Origin of the sequence: Streptomyces sp. So13.3 (genome assembly GCF_005860785.2) — a bacterium.
Classification (GTDB): domain Bacteria; phylum Actinomycetota; class Actinomycetes; order Streptomycetales; family Streptomycetaceae; genus Actinacidiphila; species Actinacidiphila fildesensis.
In genome coordinates, this window is the sequence record NZ_CP048835.1 from 108,533 (window position 1) to 125,543 (window position 17,011).

General features: G+C 69.2%; 17 protein-coding genes and 1 pseudogene. 12 read left to right on the forward strand and 6 right to left on the reverse strand.

Annotated elements, in window-relative coordinates; genetic code table 11:
* The first annotated feature begins 195 nt into the window (after nucleotides 1–195).
* The 4 genes from C8250_RS00525 to C8250_RS00540 all read left to right on the forward strand — a co-directional run bounded on the left by C8250_RS00525 (nucleotide 196) and on the right by C8250_RS00540 (nucleotide 3,012).
* The gene (locus C8250_RS00525; RefSeq protein ID WP_269289597.1) at nucleotides 196–531 is read left to right on the forward strand and encodes a cupredoxin domain-containing protein; all 336 of its coding nucleotides are present in this window, start codon (nucleotides 196–198) and stop codon (nucleotides 529–531) included.
* A 49-nt stretch (nucleotides 532–580) separates the two neighbouring features.
* On the forward strand, nucleotides 581–1,069 hold the full coding sequence (locus tag C8250_RS00530; protein ID WP_187144665.1) for a hypothetical protein: 489 nt from the start codon (nucleotides 581–583) through the stop codon (nucleotides 1,067–1,069).
* 20 nt (nucleotides 1,070–1,089) lie between these two features.
* Nucleotides 1,090–1,650, forward strand: a complete 561-nt coding sequence (locus C8250_RS44655) for an STAS domain-containing protein (protein WP_346268715.1) — start codon at nucleotides 1,090–1,092, stop codon at nucleotides 1,648–1,650.
* Between the two features lie 1,032 nt (nucleotides 1,651–2,682).
* Nucleotides 2,683–3,012, forward strand: a complete 330-nt coding sequence (locus C8250_RS00540; RefSeq protein ID WP_138358324.1) for a chaplin — start codon at nucleotides 2,683–2,685, stop codon at nucleotides 3,010–3,012.
* A 155-nt stretch (nucleotides 3,013–3,167) separates the two neighbouring features.
* On the opposite strand, the gene C8250_RS00545 is transcribed toward C8250_RS00540, so the two are convergent.
* Nucleotides 3,168–4,322, reverse strand: a complete 1,155-nt coding sequence (locus C8250_RS00545) for a multicopper oxidase domain-containing protein (RefSeq protein ID WP_138358322.1) — start codon at nucleotides 4,320–4,322, stop codon at nucleotides 3,168–3,170.
* A 592-nt stretch (nucleotides 4,323–4,914) separates the two neighbouring features.
* The gene (locus tag C8250_RS00550) at nucleotides 4,915–5,502 is read right to left on the reverse strand and encodes a hypothetical protein (protein ID WP_138358320.1); all 588 of its coding nucleotides are present in this window, start codon (nucleotides 5,500–5,502) and stop codon (nucleotides 4,915–4,917) included.
* 1,004 nt (nucleotides 5,503–6,506) lie between these two features.
* On the opposite strand from C8250_RS00550, the gene C8250_RS00560 reads away from it, so the two are divergent.
* The 6 genes and pseudogenes from C8250_RS00560 to C8250_RS00580 all read left to right on the forward strand — a co-directional run bounded on the left by C8250_RS00560 (nucleotide 6,507) and on the right by C8250_RS00580 (nucleotide 12,618).
* Entirely contained in the window at nucleotides 6,507–8,072 is a 1,566-nt protein-coding gene (locus C8250_RS00560) for a molybdopterin-dependent oxidoreductase (protein WP_244808921.1), read from the forward strand.
* Nucleotides 8,073–8,148: 76 nt separating this feature from the next.
* Nucleotides 8,149–8,808, forward strand: a complete 660-nt coding sequence (locus tag C8250_RS00565) for a fasciclin domain-containing protein (RefSeq protein ID WP_138358314.1) — start codon at nucleotides 8,149–8,151, stop codon at nucleotides 8,806–8,808.
* Between the two features lie 529 nt (nucleotides 8,809–9,337).
* Nucleotides 9,338–9,451: pseudogene (locus C8250_RS43115) on the forward strand (zf-HC2 domain-containing protein); the annotation flags it as partial.
* A gap of 100 nt (nucleotides 9,452–9,551) precedes the next feature.
* A complete protein-coding gene (locus C8250_RS00570) occupies nucleotides 9,552–9,914 on the forward strand; it encodes a hypothetical protein (protein WP_138358312.1) in 363 nt (120 codons plus the stop codon).
* A 26-nt stretch (nucleotides 9,915–9,940) separates the two neighbouring features.
* Nucleotides 9,941–11,131, forward strand: coding sequence for a TniQ family protein (locus C8250_RS00575; protein ID WP_187144667.1), 1,191 nt, complete (start codon nucleotides 9,941–9,943; stop codon nucleotides 11,129–11,131).
* 29 nt (nucleotides 11,132–11,160) lie between these two features.
* A complete protein-coding gene (locus C8250_RS00580) occupies nucleotides 11,161–12,618 on the forward strand; it encodes a LysR family transcriptional regulator (protein WP_138358308.1) in 1,458 nt (485 codons plus the stop codon).
* Between the two features lie 128 nt (nucleotides 12,619–12,746).
* Here C8250_RS00580 and C8250_RS00585 read toward each other — a convergent pair whose 3' ends face one another.
* A complete protein-coding gene (locus C8250_RS00585; RefSeq protein ID WP_187144668.1) occupies nucleotides 12,747–12,980 on the reverse strand; it encodes a hypothetical protein in 234 nt (77 codons plus the stop codon).
* A 426-nt stretch (nucleotides 12,981–13,406) separates the two neighbouring features.
* On the opposite strand from C8250_RS00585, the gene C8250_RS43120 reads away from it, so the two are divergent.
* Entirely contained in the window at nucleotides 13,407–13,829 is a 423-nt protein-coding gene (locus C8250_RS43120; protein ID WP_244808922.1) for a hypothetical protein, read from the forward strand.
* A complete protein-coding gene (locus C8250_RS44380; protein ID WP_269289582.1) occupies nucleotides 13,772–14,125 on the forward strand; it encodes a phosphatase PAP2 family protein in 354 nt (117 codons plus the stop codon). Before C8250_RS43120 ends, C8250_RS44380 begins: the two co-directional genes overlap by 58 nt.
* A gap of 101 nt (nucleotides 14,126–14,226) precedes the next feature.
* Here C8250_RS44380 and C8250_RS00595 read toward each other — a convergent pair whose 3' ends face one another.
* The 3 genes from C8250_RS00595 to C8250_RS00605 all read right to left on the reverse strand — a co-directional run bounded on the left by C8250_RS00595 (nucleotide 14,227) and on the right by C8250_RS00605 (nucleotide 16,806).
* Entirely contained in the window at nucleotides 14,227–15,381 is a 1,155-nt protein-coding gene (locus C8250_RS00595) for an MFS transporter (RefSeq protein WP_138358335.1), read from the reverse strand.
* An 86-nt stretch (nucleotides 15,382–15,467) separates the two neighbouring features.
* Nucleotides 15,468–16,373 (reverse strand): M56 family metallopeptidase, encoded by a 906-nt coding sequence (locus C8250_RS00600; protein ID WP_244808923.1) that lies wholly within the window; start codon nucleotides 16,371–16,373, stop codon nucleotides 15,468–15,470.
* Between the two features lie 52 nt (nucleotides 16,374–16,425).
* Entirely contained in the window at nucleotides 16,426–16,806 is a 381-nt protein-coding gene (locus C8250_RS00605; RefSeq protein WP_138358304.1) for a BlaI/MecI/CopY family transcriptional regulator, read from the reverse strand.
* Nucleotides 16,807–17,011 lie beyond the last annotated feature (205 nt).

Below are 17,011 nucleotides of genomic sequence, written 5' to 3' on the forward strand. Positions count from 1 at the left end.
CACCTCATACCAAGACCGAGGCACCCGCCCTGGCGCAGCGGTCTCGTCCGACGCCCATTTGGCCCGGACGAGATCACTGGCCCTTCTCCTCCCCCCACACCCCTTCGCTTCTCCCGAAAGGCCGGGCCTGCGCATGACCGCGCTCCGCACCTCCGTCAGGCTCGCATCACCGTCGCCGGCGCCGCTTGCGGACTGCTGGCACTCACCGCCTGCTCCGGCTCCAGCGGCGGATCACCAAGCACCAGCGCACCCGTTTCCACTCCCCCACCCGCAAGTGCGGCCGCACAGATCGTCATCAAGGACTTCATGTTCGGCCCAGCCTCGCTGACCGTCGCTCCGGGCACGGTCGTCACCGTCAGGAACGAGGACAAGACCCCACACACCGCCACGGCCACCGGGTCCCAGGCCTTCGACACCGGCACCATCGCCGGCGGCAAGAGCGCGATTTTCAAAGCCCCCGCGGCCGCTGGGACCTACGACTACATCTGCAACATCCACCAGTACATGAAGGGCAAGCTCACCGTTCGCTGATGCCCGCCAGCACGCCCGGACCGAAGGATCCGAGGAAGGAGAGCCGGCCATGACGATTGATTCCACGCCCGGCGGTGCCCGCCGTGCCCTGCGCGGCGCGTGCCGGATCGCTGCCGCGGCGGGCCTGGCTGTCGACGCCTACGTCCACGTACACCTCGCCGATCAGTACGACGCGGTCAGCGCGACCGTCAGCCAGGGCACCTTGTTCCGGGTCGAAGCGGGCCTGGCCGCCGTGGCTGCCGTGCTCGTCCTCCTGTGGCACCGTCTGCTGTCCGACCTCTTGGCCTTGCTCGTCGCCGCAGGCGGTCTCGCCGCGCTTTTGCTCTACCGCTATGTCGACGTCGGGGCGCTTGGCCCAGTGCCCGACATGTACGAACCCATCTGGTCGGACGACAAGAAGCTCACCGTCGTCGCGCAACTCATTACCATCGCCGCCGCCATCGTCCTGCTTCTCACCCGGCGCTTTCGTTCATTTCGCAGCCCGACACCGCGCCGTCCTGGCCCCCAGCGGGCGCGGCCCGACCGTGAAGAGCAGTAGTGACAGTGACCCAGTTGAGCGTGACCACCCGCACCCTTCCCTGCGACCCCGTCATCGAAATGGCCGGAGAGCTGGACCACCACACCGCCTCTCACGTCCGCGATCTTCTCCCTGGACTCGCCATTGATGCCGGTCAACAACTCCTCCTCGATCTGAGCGGTCTCACGTTCTGCGATTCCACGGGCATCACCGTCCTGATCGCCGCCCGCCACTATGCGTTGGCCGCCCACGCCTCCATCGTCCTAATCGCCGTCCCCGCCCACATCCGTCGAATCCTCCACATAGTCTGCCTGGAACAGGTTTTCCCCGCCTACGGCACCGTTCCGGAAGCCGAGACAGCGCCGGGGAACGTGCTCCTCAGGCTGGTCATCGCTCATCAGGCCTACCTCGCGCGCCGTCCGTTGCCGCCCCCGCACACGGGACCCGTCCAGCGACCGCGAAGACCACCGCGACATCCTTGGCAGCTGGGCAGGCGGCAGCGGCCAGGGCGCGGAATTCTGGCTTCATCGCCACCGGTCCGACGCAGGTCACCACAGACTTGGACCTGGCGCCGTCGTAACTGTGGGCGGTGCCTCTCATAGCCCAGGAGATCGGTCATCTCGCCCTCAAGAGCGGACTCCCGAACCCGCTAGATCAGCCGCTGCAGTAGCTCAACCGCGCCGGTCGGCTGCCGGCCCTCGCTCCAGGCCGGGCGGCCACCATCGCGACCACTCACCCGTCCGATGGAGCCGCACCTGCCGCCTCCACCACGGCCCGTGCTCGATCGACACCTCACCCACTTGACGCATCCATGATCAAGGGATACGCCATCCGGTGGACACTCCCCGTGCCTCGCGTCACTGCGGAACACCGCGTCGAAGACAAGGAAGCGTGAACGACAAACGGGTTTGGCCCAGGACCAGGGAGATCCGGATCGCCTGAATTTGGCTTCACGGAACCACCACGTCACGATCCCGGCCGCGGTTGCCCTCACGGTCACGGATCGGATCGACACGGACTTGCCGCAAGAGCGCCAACTGCGAACAACGCTTTCGCAAAGAGCTCGAAACGCCTGTCAGCATCGCGAAAGGCCCCGCGAAGTGAAGGCACAGCCAGCGGCTCTGCAGGGCCCATTTGGAGAGTCACCGCGGGGCGAGTTACTACCACACCCGGCGCTGCCATGCCCGACTCCTGCAGGGGTACCCGCTCGCTTAGGAAACTGCGCTCGCGAGAACGCCAACTACGTTGCTGTCAGCCGCATACACCGTGCGAGCGTAGTCCTGAACATGCCCGGGCGCCGATCCCTGGCGGATTCCAGCCGACGCACAAGTCGGTGCGCGCAGGACTGCGAATGATCTGGTCGGGCCTGGCAGGAAAGGGCAAAACCGCCAGACCCGACCGGATCTCGATGTCGCACACCATGAACGAGCGGCTCGCGGTCCATGACACGGGCGGCACCACCTCCGACCACCCGCATTCACCCGGACGGCCCCTCCCCCGCCAGCGTCCCGGGACTGCGGCGCGCAATGCAGGCACTCGTTCGGCGGAACACCCGTGACCTGCGGCCAAGCACGCCCGTTGGTGAAGAAACGCCGTGACCTCACGGCGCACTCAACCTCCCAAGGAGACTTTCGATGTCCCGTATTGCCAAGGCAGCCGCCATCACCGCCGTCGCCGGCGCCATCATGGCCACCGGTGCCGGCATTGCCGCCGCTGACGCCGATGCCCACGGTGCAGCCATCGGCTCCCCGGGTGTTCTGTCCGGCAACCTCATTCAGGTCCCCATCCACGTGCCGATCAACGTATGCGGCAACACCGTCAACGTCGTCGGTCTCCTGAACCCGGCGTTCGGCAACGTCTGCCAGAACATCAGCAGCGATGACGACGACCACAGTGACCACAAGGGCGACGACAAGGGCGACGACAAGGGCGACTGGGCCGGCCACGACAGCTACAACCGCTGACCACCGCCCCACCACCATCACCCGGGCCGCCGTAACCCGGACACCAGCCCGCACGGGATCAGGGGGCAGACGCCCTCTGATCCCGTGACGCTTCCCCCGGCGGCTTCAGTCAGCGCAGCTTGCACCGCTCGCGCAGGGAGCGCCCCGACGGAAGGTCAGGGTCGAACGAGGTAGCGGCCCACCATGCCGCCCATCATGTGGTCGGTGACATGGCAGTGGTAGATCCAGTCGCCGGGGTTGTCTTCGGTGTACTCCACAGTCAGTGTCGTGGACGGGCCGATGATCTGGGAGTCGACCCATCCCTGATAGCCCTGCCGGCTCTCCCACCGGTGGCCGTGGATGTGGAAGACGTGGAACTCCTTGCCCAGTGCGGCAATGCGCCACCTCACCCGCTCACCCACCTGCGCGGTGAAGGTGGGCGTGTTGTCGAGGAACGCTCCGCCGTTGAACATGTCGAGGTCCTGTGCAAGCGATGGGACGTCGTCGGTGTAGGCGTCGTGGAGGAGCAGCGTGAACTCTCGGTCGACCTCGGGGGTTTTCTCGTCGGTGACCACCAGCAGACCCAGCAGACCCAGTTCGGCCCCGATCTCCATCACCGTATCGGCTTCCATTCCGTCGCTGGCCACCTCCCCGGAGGAGGCTTCTGGTGCGGGGATCTTTTGCGGCACGGAGTGGTCGTGGTAGAGCCAGGTGCCGACCGAGCTCGGTCGGCAGATCCAGGTGTATGTGTAGGTCTCCCCGTATTGGATCGCGGTGCCGGGCCGGTCTGGATCGTCGGCCAGCCAGCCCCCATCATTGTCCCGGTCGTATTGCACGCCGTGGGGGTGGATGCTGTGCGGCCATTGGTAGTAGGCGTCGTTGTTGCGGAAGTGCACCGTGATCGTGTCGCCGACCGCCGCGCGCAGCACCGGGCCGGGTATGCCGGAATTGGTCCCGATTCCCTCGACACCCGTGTCGGCCTTCAGAGGGACTTCCCAGCCTGGGGTGTAGGCGCGGAAGCCGACGGCCCAAAAGGTCGTCTGGTCGGGGCCGAATTGTCGCCCCATCATGCCGTCGTACCCGTTGGACACCGCGTTGTGCTCGAAGGAGTCTGCCTGGATCCAAAACTCCCGCACCTGCCCTGTCGACTCGGCCCCAGTCCTCGTCTCCGGCATCTTCAGACGCGATTCAGGGGCGGTGGGCTCGGGCGTCGCGGCGCGGGCGGAAACTTGTTGCGCGGCCAGGACAGCGGCCGCGCCACCGCCGAGCAAGCCACGGAGCACAGCCCTGCGCCCGCTGCTCCCGGCGGCCGCTGACTCGTCAGTCGGCATGACAGCCTCCGCTCCGGGCGGGGCGGCACAAGACGGGGGGTTCGGCTATCACTACGGTGCCTCCTCAAGGCGGCGCGATCCACCGAAGCCGGCAGGCGACGGAATTAGCATCTCTACCCGAAAACAGTGCAAATCAGGCAAAGCGTACGACCGCCCCACCCGCTCGGCTCAGGCATCACCGCGGAGATGAACTTGGCCCGGACCGGCGCTCCGTTGATTCCCCGGTCAGGGCAGTGCAATACGATGGCCCGGGTCGGGGCGGTGCATCGAAGAGATCCGGAGGCGCTGGAGCGGAGTCGTCTCGTCGCCTTCGTGCCCAGCCGAACAGTGATCGGGGTTGCGGCGCAGTCATCTCTGTCGGCCATCGGCATGTTGTCAACGGCGGCGGTGCTTACGCAATCGATGGATAGTTTGGCCGGGAGCCGTGGATGGATTCAGGCTTTCCATGGCTGCCTACCAGGTCACAGCCGATGGGCAGTAGCGATTGCGCATTCACGGCGGGGAAGCGCCCGCAGCGCATCATCACCCGCCCTCGGCCCCGGGAAATTCCAGCGGAGCGTGTGGAATGTTCCACGCGTCACGGCAGGTCAGGTCAGCTCTCCGAGAGACCCTCGCAACGCAGAGGCGCGCCCGACGTTTCATCAGGGTTCGAGCCCGAGGGACCGCAGCACCTGGCACCCGTCCTCGATCTACTGCCGGGCGCCTGGACTTCCCGGCGTGCGGTGCGCAGCGCATTCCGCACACCCTGCAGCTGCTCGTGGGGGGAGGTGTCTGCCGGCGGGTTACTCGTGGACAGCAGCGCTTGGGTGGCGTCCAGGAGGTGGTTGACCGCCGGCGGCACGGTACATCCTTCGCCATCGTCGCCTATCCGGGTGGCGACCAGGTCGGTTAGCGTGCGGTTCACCCGGGCCTGTAACAACCGCGACCACACCCCGCCCAACGCCTCGGATCCGTCGTTGGCGACACGCAGCGTGTCGCGGATGCCAGCGAAGTAGCCCTCGCGGACCGCCTCCAGATCCAGGCGATCGGTGTCGAACGTCACGGCCGACTCCACGCAGTACAAGAGCATCCCCATGGCCGCCGCCCTCGGCATCGGATCAGGCAGCACCGGCAGGTCCACCCCGACCGTGCGCAAACAGGCATGGATCTGCGCGGCATTTAACATCGGATCATCCGTCACGAACAGGACCTTCCAACGACACGGCCAACTGCCTCACCAGCGTGCCGGTACCCACGGCGGTCCCGGGACGGGTACGGCCCGATTCACCCCGCTCGAGTCCCGGACGGCGGTAGTGCGGGCAGTGGTTGATGTAAGGGCGAACACGTCGACGTATACAGCGAACCTGGCCGGGCGCGGGCCTCTGGCCGAACGCCCGTCGGAGCCAGAACAACCTACTACGGCCGGGGCAGGCACCCGTCCCGTCGATCCGGACGAAGGCGAGTGGATTTTCGCCTGCGAAATCACGGAAAGACAGCGGGTGGGCAGCCTTTTGTCAGGGCCGTCTCATAGACGGACAGCGACCCGGCCTCGGCTGCAACACCGCGTGCGCTCCGCGCTCGGCCAACACCGCCGCCCTCGCCTACGGAAACGGGCTGCGGCCCTGCCCGCGACTGCTGCCCAGCCTTCGGAAGGACGTCGCGTTCGCGGCCGTAGCGGCAACGTCGAACACCGTCCCGTCCACCGCCAGGCGCCCGTTCGACGGCCACGGCAGTCCCGCGAAAGCAACACCCGAAACGAATCCGGACCCAGCCGCAGGCGGGCCCAGACGATCGCCGCCGCCGTCGGCAACCGCCACGTTTTCGCCGCCCAGCTCTCACGTTCCAGACGCCGTACCAGGAGCCAGGCCACCTCCTCATAGCCCTGGCCGAAGAAATGGAACACGACCACCCCCTCCACCCGGGACGCGAGGCCACGCCAGGGGCCCGCGCGCATCCCGATACAGGGAACTCCCATGATGCCCCTCATCGCGCTTCGTCTCTGCTCGCTCGTCGAGAAGCATCTGCCCGGACCGCTGCCCGTGCGCGCGCGGGCGTGGGACGGCAGTGAGGTAGGGCCGTCCCAGGCGCCCGTGGTCGTCCTGCGATAGCCCAGGACTCTGCGCCGACTGTTGTGGCAACCCGATCGGGTGAAGGACCAATCCGGCTCAGGACCCGCTCCGAATGCCCCCTGTGACAAGGAATCGGATGAGCGACCTGCTGCTCGGCGCGGTAAGCGGAGAACTGGCGGCAGCCGTCTCGCTGGCCGCCGCCGAGCTGGTGGCGGTGGCCGTCGGACCGCAGGCGTCGCCGGTGACGGCGATCGGCGGAACGGCGATCGACGCGACTCCGGTCGAGGTGAAGGACTGGGCGATCCGGCACTTCGGCACCTCGGACAAGCTGGTGCTGCAGTTGGGCATCGTCGCCGCACTGGCGCTCTTCGCGGCGGTCGTCGGCATCGTCGCCGTGCGCCACCGCGTGGCGGGCGTCATCGGCGTGGCGGTCTTCGGCGCGGTCGGCGCGGTGGCGGCGGTCCGGCGGCCGGTCGGTGTGTGGACGGACGCGTTCCCCTCGCTCGTCGGCGCGGTCGCCGGGGCGGCGGTGCTGTGGCTGCTGGCCGGCCGGATCCGCGGGAAGGGCTCACCGGCCCCCGGCGATGCCGGGGCACCCGGGGAGCCGTCCGGTGCCTTCGACCGGCGCGGGTTCCTGATCGCCGCGTCCGCGGCGGCCGCGTTCTCCGCCGTCGGAGGCACCGTCGGGCGGCGGCTGAACTCCACCGACGCGGCGGCTGTCGCCTCCCGGGACGCCGTACGACTGCCCGCCCCGCTGTCGGCGGCGGGGCGGGTACCCGCGGGAGCCGATCTGCGGATCCCCGGGATGCAGCCCTTCACGACGCCCAACGCGTCCTTCTACCGGGTGGACACCGCGCTCACCGTTCCCCAGGTGAACGCCGACAGCTGGCGGCTGCGGATCCACGGCAAGGGCGTCACCAAGCCGTTGGAGTTCACCTATCAGGACCTCCTGCGGCGCCCGCTGATCGAGCGCGACATCACGTTGACCTGTGTGTCCAACGAGGTCGGCGGACCGTACACCGGCAACGCCCGGTGGATCGGGGTGCCGCTCGCCGCACTCCTGAAGGAGGCCGGGGTCCGTCCGCCGTCCGCCGGTGGTCCCGCCGATCAGCTGGTGGCGCGCTCGGTGGACGGGATGACGCTCGGCAGCCCGGTCGAGACGGTCCTCGACGGCCGGGACGCGATGCTCGCGGTCGGGATGAACGGCGTACCGCTGCCCTTCACCCACGGCTTTCCCGTCCGAATGCTCGTCCCCGGCCTCTACGGGTACGTGTCGGCCTGCAAGTGGCTGACCGACCTGGAACTGACCACCTTCGCCGACTTCGACGCCTACTGGGTCCGGCGCAGCTGGTCCCCGCAGGCCCCCATCAAGACGTCGTCCCGGATCGACACCCCCCGGCCCTTCGCCTCCCTGAAGGCGGGACCCGTGCCCGTCGCGGGCGTCACGTGGGCCCAGCACAAGGGTGTCGACAGGGTCGAGGTGCGGATCGACGGCGGTGAGTGGCTGGCCGCGAGGCCCGCCACGGAGGACACCGCCGACACCTGGCGCCAATGGTCCTACCTCTGGGACGCCAAACCCGGTTCGCACCGCATCGAGGTCCGCGCGACGGACCGCACGGGCTCGACCCAGACCGAAGAGCGCCAGGGCACCGTGCCCGACGGCTCGACGGGCTGGCACTCGGTGGTGGTCACCGTGGAGTGAGTTCCGCGCACCACATCACCCGACCACACCACACCATAACCATCCGGTCTTACCGGGCATTCTCAGGAGAATTCGCGTGTACACCACCACTCGTATCCGTCGTGTCGCCCTCGTCTCGGCCGCCGCCGCCGTCCTCGCCGTCACCGCGTCCGCCTGTTCCGACAGCGGCAGCGACAGCGCCAGCGACAAGACCACTGCCGCGCAGACCACGACGGCCATGCCGCCGTCGTCCGCCGCGGGCGACACGACGAACGCGTCCGCACCCTTCGGCCCCGCCTGCGCCGGGGTGCCGAAGGACGGCGCGGGCAGCTTCGACGGCATGGCCAAGGACCCGGTGGCCACCGCCGCCTCGCACAACCCCGCGCTGTCCACCCTGGTGACCGCGGTGACGAAGGCCGGACTCGTCGACACGCTCAACAGCGCGTCGAACATCACGGTCTTCGCGCCGACCAACGACGCCTTCGCCAAGATCCCGAAGGCCGACCTGGACAAGGTGCTCAACGACAAGGCGACGCTCACCAAGATCCTGACCTACCACGTCGTGGGCCAGCCGCTCACCCCGAACCAGCTCACCAGCGGCACGTTCCCGACGCTGGAGAAGCAGTCCCTCTCGACCAAGGGCTCCGGCGAGTCCTACATGGTCAACGACACCGCTAACGTGGTCTGCGGCAACGTCAAGACCGCCAACGCCAACGTGTACATCGTCGACACCGTTCTGATGCCGCCGGTCTCCTGATCGGGACCTGCCGCCCCGGGCGACCAATTCGCCCGGGGCCCGGCGACGAACCAGTGGTGTGACGACCACTGCTCGGAGGTGCGTATTCACGCGATAGCCCACGACAACGGACCCGTGGCGCCGGGCCCCGGAAGCCTGGAGACCCTTCTCGAACGGGTCTCCAGGGGGGACAAGGAGGCGTTCAACGGCGTCTACACGGCCGTGAAGAGGCGGCGTGACGCCCCAGCGTCATGAGGCTCGCCCAGCGAGGGGCGTCGATGGGGTCCGCTCAGTTCGAGCTCGTGCGACCGGGAGCAGCGGGCCCCGGTCCGCGACCCCACCCCGGACTTCGATTTCGTGTCGGAGCAGGTCGCTGGAGCGCAAACCAGTGGGCTGCAGCCTGGAGCATCTGACCGAGCTGCAGCGCGAGTCGGTCGACGTGGCCTATTACCGGGGATAGACCTGATGTGCTGGGAACAGCGCTCGGCACCGTCAAAACCCGCCTGCGGGACGGGCTCATCCGCCTACGGGACTGCTTGGGGGTGACGTCGTGACCGACTCCGCCGATCTGCACACACTGACCGGCGCCTACGCACTCTCCTCCGCCGAGGCGGACGAGCTCTCTCGACATCTCGCCGAGTGCCCCGCCTGCGCCCAGGAAGTGCATCGGTGTCGAGCTGAGCAACCGCGGCCTGTACTCCGAGGGCAACTCCCGCGGCACCATCACCCTCGCCCAGACCGCGCGCCGCACCACCCCGCTGACGATGGAGCCGTTCGTCGTCACCAACGACAAGCACCGCCGTGAGTGGCGCAGTATGCTGCTCGCCCTGGAGAAGCGGATCGTGCTGTGCCGGAAGTTCCCCGGCATGCTCGCCGACGACCTGTCCGACTACCTCTACATCCGCACCACCGGGCACATCGGCTCGTTGATGACGCTGATCAACCGTGGATGCCAGCGCGCCGCACGCACCGGCACCAAGCTCCTCGACGTCGACCTCCTCGACCAGGTGAAGCTCGATGCGGCGGCGGAGCGGGCGCGCAAGGCGCTCCCGAAGAAATTCGAACGCGGTCGCATGACGACCAAGCCCAATCCTGGGCGCTCGCGCACTGCGAAGCGCGTGGCGTGAGCTTCGTCCGTACGCTACCGATCCGCGTGGCACCGGTGTCGGGAGAAGCACTGGACTCCTGGGTCGAGGCGATCGCGCACCGCACGGACATCTACCTCAAAGACCTCCTGCCCGCCCTGGGCTTCCTTCCGCGCCACGAGGGGCTGTCACCGGCCCGGTGGGACTGGTCGGGGATGCCCACTGACGTGGAGCTGGAGTCGATCGCGTCGGCCACCGGCATCGCGTCCGGGCAGGTGCACCGGATGACGCTGCGCCCCTACGACCAGCGCGCCCTGGTGCTCAACCCGCACAGCAGGCGTGTCGACCAGCGGCTGCTGTGGGGCCGCGCGCGGGGCTCGCGCTACTGTCCTGTCTGCCTGGCCGAGAGCGGCGGTCGCTGGCAGGTGTCGTGGCGGCTGGGCTGGTCGTTCGCCTGCCTGGTGCACAACCGGCTGCTGGCCGACGACTGCCCTGGCTGCCTGCGCCCGCAACGCATGCGCCCGCACAGCGGCTACGGCATCCCGATCCCCGGCCGGTGCGCGAACACAACGCGGGGCAGCGACAAGCACCCCCGCTGCCACCACGACCTGACCACGGCCCCCAGCCTCCCGTTCCCGGCCGAATCTCCGGTGATCCAGGCTCAGCACCTGCTTGCCACCTGCATCGACACCGGCAGGGCCGACTTCGGGATCTACGCGGCCGACCCCCAGCCAGCCCGGGTCGCCCTCGCCGACATCCGCGCGCTGGCCGCCCGCTTCCTCATGGTCACCTCCCGGGCAGCGGATCTGATGTCCGACACCTGCCTCACCCGCGACATGCCCGCCGAGATCGTCACCCGCATGCCCACCCAGGAACGCGCCTCGCGCTTCCCCGACCGCCCCGGCGCATCGGCGCCACCGGGGGCGCCGTCGACAGCCGCGGCCGTTCTTGCCGCACTGAACATCCTCAACCAGCCCGCCTTCGCTGAAGCCGGCCAGCGCATGAGGACCTTGGTGGAAGCCGTCTCGCAGGTGTCGCCCCAGGCGGCCCTGACCGTGAGCACGTGGGGCGCCGACATCGGCCCTCTTCTCAAGTCCGTGCACCTTGCCGCTGCCCTGCACCGCCGGCCGCTGAGCGAGCAGTTGCGCCATCGAGCCGTCACTTCGGCCCCCAGAAGCCACCCGCCGACGCGGGCCCGGCGACCCAACGCGCCCGCAAGATCCCCACTCTCGCCTGGCCGGGCTGGTGGCTACGGATAGCCCCCGCGCAAGGCGCGTTCGACACGATCATGCGTCAGGCCCTGTCCGCGATGCTCTTGATCGTCGGCAGCCGTATGGACAGGAAGGCAGCCTTCACCAGCCTCGGCTCTCACCTCAACTCCAGCCACATGTCCCGCATGCTGCGCGTGCTGGAGCAATCAGGCCACTGGGATGCCGTCCAAGAAGCACTCACCCGCGTCAGCGACTACCTCGACAACACCGACATCCCCATCGACTACCACCGGCGCCGACACCTGGACTTCCGCGAGCTGCTGCCCGACGAGCAGTGGCACAGTATCTGCCGCACCGTGGGCATCGCGGCAGGCAAGCAGCGCAGAGCCGGCATCGTGCGCGCGGTGCTCGTCGAACGCCTCAGCACACAACCCACCCCCAACACGACACCTCGAACCGTGCGCGACCACAAGGTCGACTTCCCCGTCTGGCACACCCCCGCCCTGGCCGAAGCCCTCGACGACGTGGCCCGCGCCTTCCTGGACCGCCACCACCTCGCCCACGAACCACTCACCTGGCAGCCACCCACAACCCTGCTCGACGGACTCGGCCTGCCCGGATGCGACCCCCACACCGTCGACCTCGCCCGACTGCACCAGCTCATCCGCGGCCATTCCCAGTCACCCACCGCGGCCGCGCAGGAACTCGACACCACGCCCGAAGCGATCCGCTACCTCCTGGCCCTCCACCCGGCTCCCACCACCCAGCGCACAGCTCACGGCTGGCGACCCAATGCGGCCCTGCGTTATGCACGGGAGACACTGCCACCCGACGACCTCACCGGCCTCTACACCGTGCAGCGGCGCACACTCCAACAGATCGGTGACCAAATCGGGGTGAGTGCACGTGTGATCGCCAACCTCGCCGACGAATACGGCATCTCCCTACGTCGCCCACGCGAACCCGGACACAATCGAACTGTCGACATCGACCGGGAATGGCTGCAAGAGCAGTACCTCGTCCATCAGCGCTCCGCTACCGATCTCGCGGCCGAGCTGGGCATCGGCGCATCCACTCTGCTCAAGCGAATCAAGGAAGCCGGAATACAAACCCGCACACGTGGTGGACGAAGCCACCAAGGCGTTATCCACCGCGATACCGAACTCCAACACATCCCGTTACCGCTGCGGCCCGCACTCACCGGCAGGCTGGGCCGAACTCGCCTCGAACTCTTCGCAGCTGCGGCCCCCTATGGCAGTCTCGCCAAAGCCGCCCAAGCCCTCGGCGTCGTTGGCGCCACCCTCCGAGCTGCCATCCATCACGTTGAAGCAGACCTCGGCCTCCACCTCGTCGGACGCGCCACCCCCACTACGCCGATGCAGCTCACCGACCCAGGACGCCGCATCCTCGCCGTGATCCACGCGTGGCAACACGGCGAAGGCGCTCCGGCACCAGCGTTCTCGGCGACGGACCTGCCTCCGCCCGCAAGGCCGACCCCGCCCACCGCATCGCCGATCAAGAGGACAAGAAGGTGAGACCAGACGTGCGTTTCCGGCGAAGTAGCCCAGCAGTGTGAAGCGGATGCCGCAGGCCAGGCCGCCAGGGGCGTTGAACAGCAGGAAGCGCCGGTAGGGCATGTGCGAGATCCCGGCCAGCGCGGGCGTCATCGCGCGGAAGATGGCGATGAACCGGCCCAGGAAGACCGCTTCGGGGCCGCGGCGGCGATCAGGTCCTGGGCCTTGGCGACATGATCATGGTGGGAGCGCAGAGGGCCGCACTTCAGGATCCTCAGTCCGAAGTGGTGCCCGACCTCGTAGCCGAGGCTGCCGGCGATCGCGGCGCCAACAACCACTACCGCGAGCCACCACACCGAAACCTTGCCCTGGCTGGTGAGCACCCCGCCGAGGACCACCGCGGTCTCGCCGGGCAGGTCGAAGCCAACGCACAGGGCGTCCTCGCAGAAGACCAGGGTTGGCGACGACGGCGTATGCCACGGGTCCGGACAGGCCCCCGAGCCAGTCGGCGATGGTGTTCATGGGGCTGACCTCTCGCGCATTCGCGCAGTCCCGGCCGTGTGCGGCGGTGGGGTGGAACCACAAATGACTCTACAGCGTGTAGTAGTTTATGTCGGGCGGTCGCCGCTACATCATCTCAGCGCCACCTTCGCGTCACCTTCCCCCAGGGGGCGTGGGGTCGTGCGCGGGGTGATGGGCGGCGCCCGCTCCGCAAGGGTGTTGCCCCGCTCCTGGAAGGACTCCCCGCATGCCGTACGTGCGTCACTGGTTGCGCTACTCAGTTCTCCTGTTCGTGGCAGCGATCGCCGATGGGGCTGGCGGCGGCCCACACCTCGCTGATCCAGCCGCACGACCTGAAGTGGGACCAGCACCTGGAGGACGACACCCGCTCAGCGGCGCTGACGCCGGTAATGAAGGTGGTCAGTGACATCGTCTCCCCAGCCGGCGGGCTGGTCATCCTGGCGCTGTGGTGCGGCTGGCTGCTGATCCGCCGCCATCAGCCGGTCCAGGCGGTCTCGACGTTCCTGGTGGTGGCGGTGGGCTGGAACAGCAGCGAGGTCGCGAAGATCCTGGTGGCCCGCAATCGGCCCCCGATCGCGGCCGTCCACTCCCTGGACTCGGAGATCGGCTCCAACAGCTTCCCCAGCGGCCACATAGCCTTCACGTCTCCGCCGTGGTCGCCGCCTGCATCCTGGCCCGCCACACCCGCCACCGCCTCCCGGTTGCTCTGATCGGCGCGGCCGCCATCGCGCTGGTCGGGTTCTCGCGCCTGTACATCGGCGCGCACTACCCCACCGACGTGCTCGGCTCGCTGCTGGTGTCCAGCTCCGCGATCATCTTCCTGACCGGGCTGTGGCACACCTGGCTGCTGCCGCGCCTGCACACGATCCCGGTCGTCTCCCCGCTGCTGGCGCGCTTCGGCCCGCTGGAAGTCCAGCCCACCACCTCGCAGGCATCCCCTGCCGACGGGTTCGGCTGCCGATACCGGATCCAGTCGAGCCGACGCCACCGCCACGCCGCCCGCTGAACCAGGCGCGTCCGCTTTGGCTGGTCCCGTGCCGTGCCGTGCCGCGGTGGCGCTCGGTGTGGCGGCCCTCCTGGCCCCGGGGAGCCGTTGGTGCGAACAGGCTAGGGTCCGGGCTCACTGTTCTCCTGTGCTGTCTCGCGTCGCCGGGTGATGGGGAAGGACGCGATGACGGTCAGGGCGGCCAGGGCGGCGAAACCGCAGGTCAGGGTGGTCAGTGCGGCGACGCCCGCGACCAAAAGCGGTCCGCCCGCATCGCCCAGTTCGCGGCCCAGTTCGGCCGCGCCCATGGTCTGCCCGACCCGTTCGGGTGCGGTGGCGGCGGCCAGGGCGGCAAAGCCGAGCGGGGTGATGAGCCCGGTGCCCGCGCCGATCAGCACCGCGGCCGGCAGCAGGCCGAAAAGTCCCGGGAGCATGGCGAAGCCCAGGCCCGCACCGGTCAGGAGCAGGCCGGAGCGCAGGCCGGAGGCGGTGGTGATGGTTCCGCTGTCCAGGGCGCGGCCGGCCCGGGGCTGGACGAGGGCTGCGGTCAAGGCCAGCACGGAGACCGCAGCGCCGGTGGCCACGGTGCCCAGCCCGGCAGCGGCCCCCGACTGGGGCAGGAAGCCGACGCCGACCGACAGGGCGGCGGTGGCGAAGGCCAGTGCGGTGGTGGGGCGCAGGAAGCTGGGGCGGGTGAGCCGGCGGGCCAGGTCGACGACCGTCTGACGCTGCTTGGGAATCGGCGCCACCGCCGGTACGCAGATCCCCGTCCACAGTGCGACCGATCCGGCCAGGACGGCCATCACGGTGAACAGCAGCGGCAGGCCGCCGCCGTAGACCAGGGCGCCGCCCAACAGAGGGCCCGCGGTGTAGCCCAGGCTCTTGTAGAAGCCGTAGGACCCGAACGCCCGCCCGTACTTGGCCTTCGGATTCAGCCGGGCCACCAGGGCGGAAGCGGCCGGGGAGAACGCGGACGCAGCGGCGCCCTGGCCAAGACGCGCGAGCCACAGCAGCGCCGGGTCGCCGGCTACCGCGAACAGAGCTGAGAAGGCGGCGAAGGCGACCAGCCCGCCCAGGAGCACCGGGCGGGCTCCGATTTTGTCGGCCACGGTGCCGAAGACCGGCTTGAGGAGGACTTCGGCGCCGTCGTACAGGGCCAGCAGGCCGCCCAGGACCAGGAGCGACTCGTGGTGGTGGGTGGTGAAGGAGCCGAGGTTGGCGGCGATGCCGTGCGCGCCGAAGGCGGTGGTGAACCCGGCCGCGTACAGCGGCCACATCCGCCAGCGCGCCGCAGCGCCCGCAGCGGGGGGACGCGTGGTGCTGGAGGCGGCCCGCTCCGCGCGGTCATCGTCGCCTGCGGGGCTCACCACGTGCGCGGGTTGACCGGGGCGGCGGTGGTGTCGGCGTGTATGGCGTGTTCGAACAGCTTCTCGGTGTCGTGGGCGGCCTCGGCCAGGCTGGTGCAGCACAGTGCGAGCAGCAGGGCGAAGACCACCAGCGGCATCCGCCGCCGTCCAGGTGGCGGGGCAAGCAGGGCCTTAACCCGGCGTGGCACCGGGCCGCCGGTAGCGGCGAGCAGTGCGGCGGAGGGAGGACTGGTGTTCTTCTTGGCCAGGGCTGCGCGTGCCAGGGCGCGGGCCACCACGGTCCGGTCGCCGACCGCCAGGGCTGCGTCCTCGTCCGCCCAGCGCTCGACGGTGAACGCTCCCCCGGCTGCCAGGGGCCGCAGCAGCGGGCAGGCAGCGGAGGCGAGTTGCAGGGTGACCAGGAAGAAGTGGTGCTGGTGGCGCAGGTGAGCGCGCTCGTGCGCCATCAGGGCTTCGCGTTCGGTGGGCCCCACGGTTTGCAGCATGCCGGTGGACACCACAATCCTGCCGCCCGGCCGGGAGAGGCCGGGCAGGGCGAAGGCTTCCAGGCGGGCGTCGTCGATCACGGCCAGTTCGGTGTCCCCGGGCATTCGGTGGCACTCCTGGTACGCCTGCACGAGCACCCGGCCGCGCCACCACGAGGCCAGGCCCAGGGCGATGGTCATCACCGCCAGGACCGCGCCGGACACGGCTGCCACCGTTACGGGAAGGGGGTCCTGGGCGTGCAGGACCGTGGTGGACCACTGCCCGAAGAACGCCACCAGGGGGATCTGGCCGAAGCCGATGAATGTCAGCAAGGCCAGCGTCCCGGCCCAGCCCGCCACCGCGACCACGGCCGCGCACAGCAACGACCAGGATGCCGCGCGCGGCGGCAGCCGGTGTGCCAGGCGGGGCGAGAGCACCGCCAGTAGGGTACTGACCGCGAAGGGGATGTAGACCCTGATGCGCACCGGGTCAGTGCCCCAGGTCCCCGCGCAGCAGGCGCTGCATCAGCTGCTCGTCCCGCTCGCTCAGCTCGGACACGAAGCGGGCCAGTACCGCTTCGCGGTCCGATCCGTGCTCCAGTAGGGAGACCATCTTCTCCGCGGTGTGCGCGGCCTCGTCGCGCACCGGGGTGTAGGCGTACCCGCGCCCCACACGCCGGCGGATGAGCATGCCCTTGTCGTGCAGCCGGGCCATGATCGTCATGACCGTGGTGTGCGCCAGGTCCCCTGGCAGTGCCTCGTTGACCTGGGCCGACGTCAGCTCGTCCGGCGCCGCCCACAGCACGCCCAGCACATCGCTCTCCAACTCGCCGGCGGCCCGCCGTCCGCCGCTGCGCACTGGATCACGCATGGCTCACCGTCTCCTTCGTCTGCAGGTCCGCTCGCTGCCGCCCTGCCACCGGTCGGTCGCTTACATTGCGGTGACCGCGCGCAGTGCGGCCAAGGCCAACCCAGAGGTTAGCCTCCACGTGCGCCGCCGCGGGGTCGGCTGCGCGCGGACCGGCCACCCAAGCTACTACACGATGTAGATAAGCTGTGCGAGTGCCAGCAAGCCG